The following is a 4,546-nucleotide window of genomic DNA, read 5'->3' as shown; positions in this document are numbered from 1 at the left end:
ACAGTGGACATGGAGATGCCGGCGACGCGACTGGTGATCTTCGGCAACCCCAAGGCCGGTACTGCGCTGATGAAGTGCGCGCCGACGGTCGCGATCGACCTGCCGATGAAAATGCTTATCTGGCAAGACGGGGACACCGTCAAGGTGGCCTACAACACGGCCGATTACCTGGTCGAGCGCCACGGAGTCGGTGACTGTGCCAAGCCGGTGCAGGAGAAGGTGCGCAAGGCACTCGACGGGTTCGCCCGCCAGGCTGCCGGCGCCGGCTGAACGTTCGACGTTCCCGGTCACGGCGGGGATGCCGCCGGGAGAGCGCCCAACCCCTGTCGGCGGATGGCGTCCGGCAAACGCCCTTGACCCGAAAGGAGCCAAGCAATGAACGCGATGCGGTTCCAGCTTTTGCCCACCCCGGTGGTGGCGACCGCCCCCGGCCCGCTGGCGGGAGGGGGCGGTCGCGTCCCTGAATGGCGAGCGCTGCGGGAGGGTTAGGCATGCGACGAGCCTTTCTGCTGGTCTCGTCCCTGGTCACGGCGGCGATCGCCCTGTTCGCCTTCCTGTGGCCAACGCTCCTGTGGGCCTACCTGATCGTGCTGCCACTGGTCGCCGTCGGCCTCTACGACATGCGGCAGCATCGGCATACCCTGCTTCGCAATTACCCGCTTGTCGGGCGTGGACGCTGGCTGGCGGAGAAGCTGCGTCCATTCATCCGCCAGTACCTGCTGGAATCCGACACCGACGGCGCGCCGATCAGTCGCATGTTTCGGTCGGTGGTCTACCAGCGTGCCAAACGGGAGAACGAAACCGTTCCCTACGGCACGCGGGTGGACACCTATCGGCTGGGTTACGAATGGATCGGCCAGTCACTGGCGGCCCTCGCCGTCGAGGAACTGGATCCCGACCTGCGCGTGACGGTCGGTGGCCCGCAATGCCGGCAGCCCTATTCGGCCAGCGTGCTCAACATCTCGGCGATGAGCTTCGGCGCCCTGAGTCGCAACGCGATCCTCGCCCTCAACCGGGGCGCCCGGGAGGGCGGTTTCTATCACAACACCGGCGAAGGCGGCCTGACGCCGTTCCACCTGGAGCCGGGCGGCGATCTCGTCTGGCAGATCGGCACGGCCTATTTCGGCTGCCGCGACGATCATGGGGATTTCTGCCCCGACACTTTCCGTGACAAGGCCTGCCTGCCGAACGTGAAGATGATCGAGATCAAGCTTTCGCAGGGAGCCAAGCCCGGGCATGGCGGCATCCTGCCGGCCGAGAAGAACACGCCGGAGATCGCCGCGATACGTGACGTCCCCCCGGGGACAGCGATCATCTCCCCGCCGGCGCACACCGCCTTCGATTCGCCGCTGGGGCTGATCGACTTTGTCGACCGGTTGCGCGAGTTGTCTGACGGAAAACCGGTCGGCTTCAAGCTGGCCATCGGGCGCAAGAGCGAGTTCGTCGCCATCTGCAAGGCCATGGTCGAGCGCGGCCGCTACCCGGACTTCATTACGGTCGATGGCGGCGAAGGCGGCACGGGCGCGGCCCCCATCGAATACAGCAACTCCGTGGGCATGCCGCTGCGCGAGGCGGTCGCCTTCGTCGATGACTGCCTCACCGGCTTCGGCCTGCGCGAGCACGTCCGGGTGATCGCCTCGGGGAAGATCCTGACCGGTTTCCACCTGGTCAAGAATCTCGCGCTCGGGGCGGACATCTGCAACAGCGCCCGCGGGATGATGCTCGCGCTCGGCTGCGTCCAGTCCCTGACCTGCAATACCAACCGCTGCCCGACCGGTGTGGCGACGCAGGACCCCCGGCGCTACGCGGGGTTGGTGGTCCCCGACAAGGCCACGCGGGTGGCACAGTTCCATCGCGGCACGGTGCATGCCACCGCCGAGTTGATCGGCTCGGCCGGGATCCGCCACCCGCACGAACTCAACCGGACCCACATCTACCGGCGGATCAGCCCGGAGGCTGTGCGCCGCTACGACCAGATCTTCCCGTACCTGCGCCCGGGCGACCTGCTCGACGGCCAGCCGTCGGAGGACTGGCAGCTCATGCTCGACGAGGCGCACGCCGACAGCTTCCGTCCGCGGGATTGCCTGACCCGCATCGATCGCGAATGCTGCTCGATGGCATCGGCACGAGGGCGTGTCGTGGCCGGGGAGGCGCGGGGATGAAGGCCCCGGGGTGGTTCTCGCGTCTGTCCCGGCGCGGTATCGCGTCGAATGCCGTCGAGAGGGAGGCCTGGCGTCGCCTGGATGCCTCGATTGTCCGCTACCGGGGCGAGCCGGTCGGCACCATCGCCTCCGGCGACGGGGACGCTCCCGCACAGAACTACGATCACGTCTTCACCCGGGACTTCTTCGTCTCGGCGGTGGCCTTCCTGTTGCGCGGCGAGCACGAGATCGTGCGCAACTTCCTGCGGGTGGCGCTGGACCTGCAGAGTGCCGACCACCACATGGACTGCTTCCGTCCGGGGCAGGGGATGATGCCGGCGAGCTTCCGGGTCGCGGGGACGGGAGCCGAGGAACGCCTGGAGCCGGATTTCGGCGAACATGCCATCGCCCGGGTCACACCGATCGACTCCGGCTTCTGGTGGCTCTACCTGCTGCATGCCTACACCCGGGCCAGCGGGGACGAGTCGCTGACGAAATCCGATGCCATGCAGCGCGGCATCCGGCTGATCCTGGAGCTCTGCCTGCCCCCGCGCCACGAGATGCTGCCGACACTGCTGGTGCCGGACGGTGCCTTTATGATCGACCGCCGGCTCGGCGTATACGGCCACCCGCTGGACATCCAGGTCCTGTTCCACCTGGCCCTGCGGGCGGCTGATGGTCTGCTCGACGTCCCGGTCGACGACCCCCTTCGGCGGGCCGTCGCCGAGCGCGAGTCGCACCTTGCTCATCACCTGCGCCACTACTACTGGCTCGACATGGCGACACTCAACCGCATCTATCGCTACCAGGTCGAGGAGCTGGGCGCGGATGCCGCCAACCCGTTCAATATCCGCCCCGACACCATTCCCGAGTGGCTGTTCGAGTGGATGCCCCGCGACGGTGGCTACTTCGCCGGCAACCTGGGGCCGGCGCGGCTCGACGTGCGCCTGTTCTCGCAGGGCAACCTGCTGGCCGTGCTCTCGGGCCTGGCCGACCGGGAGCAGGCGCAGGCGATTCTCAACCTGTTCGAATCCCGCCGGGAGGACCTGCTGGGCGAAACCCCGGTCAAGCTCGTCTTCCCGGCCCTGGAGGGGCGCGACTGGCAACTCCTCACGGGGGGCGACCCCAAGAACGCGCCCTGGTCGTATCACAACGGCGGCAACTGGCCGTTCCTGCTGTGGTTGTTCACCGCCGCGGCGATACGCGCCGGACGACGCGAGTTTGCCGCCGAGGTGCTCGATGCCGTGGAGGAACGCCTGGCGGCCGAGCAGTGGGCGGAATACTACGACGGCCGGGGCGGTCGCCTGGTGGGCAAGGAGGCCCGGCTCGACCAGACATGGAGCGTCGCGGGGTACCTGGCCGCCCGGCGCATGCTGGCGAATCCCGATGCCATCGATTTTCTCGGCTTCGGCGCGCCGAGTACCGCGACTTCTTGCGACGCCGGGTCTCGGGCGCCGGCCTGATGCCGACCGACCTTGCCGGCTGGCCTGGTCAGATCCATGAACGATTCGACGCCCATCCGTCGTGACGGGTGCCGGCCGGCATGTCACCGGATTTCTACAAAGTCTACTTGGCTAGGAAGGTGGCCCCGCCAAGCGCTGGGGCCCGTCGAGCGTCGGCGGAAATCGACGAGCGGGGATTCGGTCCCTGATCCCTCCCGCCGTTCATCCCGGCGGCAGCCGACGCCGCTGCCACAGCCAGTAGATCACCGGCAGGACGATCATCGACAGGATCGGGGCGGTGATCATGCCGCCGACCATCGGCGCGGCGATGCGCGACATCACCTCGGAGCCGGTGCCCACGCCGATCATGATCGGCATCAGGCCGGCGAGGATGACCGCGACGGTCATCGCCTTAGGGCGGACCCGCAGCACCGCGCCCTCCATCAGGGCATCCTTCAGATCGGCGCGCGTGTTGAGGCGCCCTTCCTCCTGGTGGCGCTTGATGGCCTGGTCGAGGTAGAGCAGCATCACCACGCCGAACTCGGCGGCCACGCCGGCCAGCGCGATCAGCCCCACCGCCACGGCGATCGAGAGGTTGTACTCCAGCGCCCACAGGAGCCAGAAGCTGCCGATCAGCGCGAACGGCAGGCTGCCCATGATCATCACCGCCTTGCCGCCGTGGCGGAAGGCGAGATACAGCAGGATGAAGATGATCGCCAGCGTCAGCGGCACCACCTGCTTGAGGCGCTCGGCGGCGCGTTCCATGTACTGGTACTGGCCGGACCACTCGATTGCGTACCCGGGCGGCAGGTCGACCTTGTCGCGCAGTTCCTCCCTGGCCCGGTCGACGTAGCCGCCCAGGTCCACGCCGCGCGTGTTGACGAACACGAAGCCGGCCGGCCGGCTGTTCTCCGACTTGATGACCGGTGGCCCGGACTCCACCTCGACGGAGGCCACCTGGCC

At 67.9% G+C, this 4,546-nt stretch carries 4 protein-coding genes; 3 read left to right on the top strand and 1 reads right to left on the bottom strand.

The window, feature by feature from the left end; translation table 11 throughout:
- From ACLFRM_RS09015 to ACLFRM_RS09005, 3 genes are all read left to right on the top strand, one after another.
- Window positions 1–270, top strand: a 270-nt coding sequence (locus ACLFRM_RS09015; RefSeq protein ID WP_410755406.1) for a DUF302 domain-containing protein, incomplete at its 5' end; no start/stop codon positions are given.
- 221 nt (window positions 271–491) lie between these two features.
- Window positions 492–2,162, top strand: a complete 1,671-nt coding sequence (locus tag ACLFRM_RS09010; RefSeq protein WP_410755405.1) for an FMN-binding glutamate synthase family protein — start codon at window positions 492–494, stop codon at window positions 2,160–2,162.
- On the top strand, window positions 2,159–3,604 hold the full coding sequence (locus ACLFRM_RS09005; RefSeq protein ID WP_410755404.1) for a glycoside hydrolase 100 family protein: 1,446 nt from the start codon (window positions 2,159–2,161) through the stop codon (window positions 3,602–3,604). Before ACLFRM_RS09010 ends, ACLFRM_RS09005 begins: the two co-directional genes overlap by 4 nt.
- 201 nt (window positions 3,605–3,805) lie before the next feature.
- Here ACLFRM_RS09005 and ACLFRM_RS09000 read toward each other — a convergent pair.
- A partial coding sequence (locus ACLFRM_RS09000) for an efflux RND transporter permease subunit (RefSeq protein ID WP_410755403.1) occupies window positions 3,806–4,546 on the bottom strand: 741 nt, incomplete at its 5' end.

Source organism: Guyparkeria sp. (assembly GCF_046540515.1).
In the GTDB taxonomy this organism is placed as follows: Bacteria; Pseudomonadota; Gammaproteobacteria; order Halothiobacillales; family Halothiobacillaceae; genus Guyparkeria.
This window is presented reverse-complemented; position numbering and strand designations above follow the sequence as displayed.

Bases quoted from the DNA above. Each gene is read 5' to 3' on its own strand.
- ACLFRM_RS09010 (WP_410755405.1), top strand. From the start codon at position 492: ATGCGACGAGCCTTTCTGCTGGTCTCGTCCCTGGTCACGGCGGCGATC.
- ACLFRM_RS09005 (WP_410755404.1), top strand. From the start codon at position 2,159: ATGAAGGCCCCGGGGTGGTTCTCGCGTCTGTCCCGGCGCGGTATCGCG.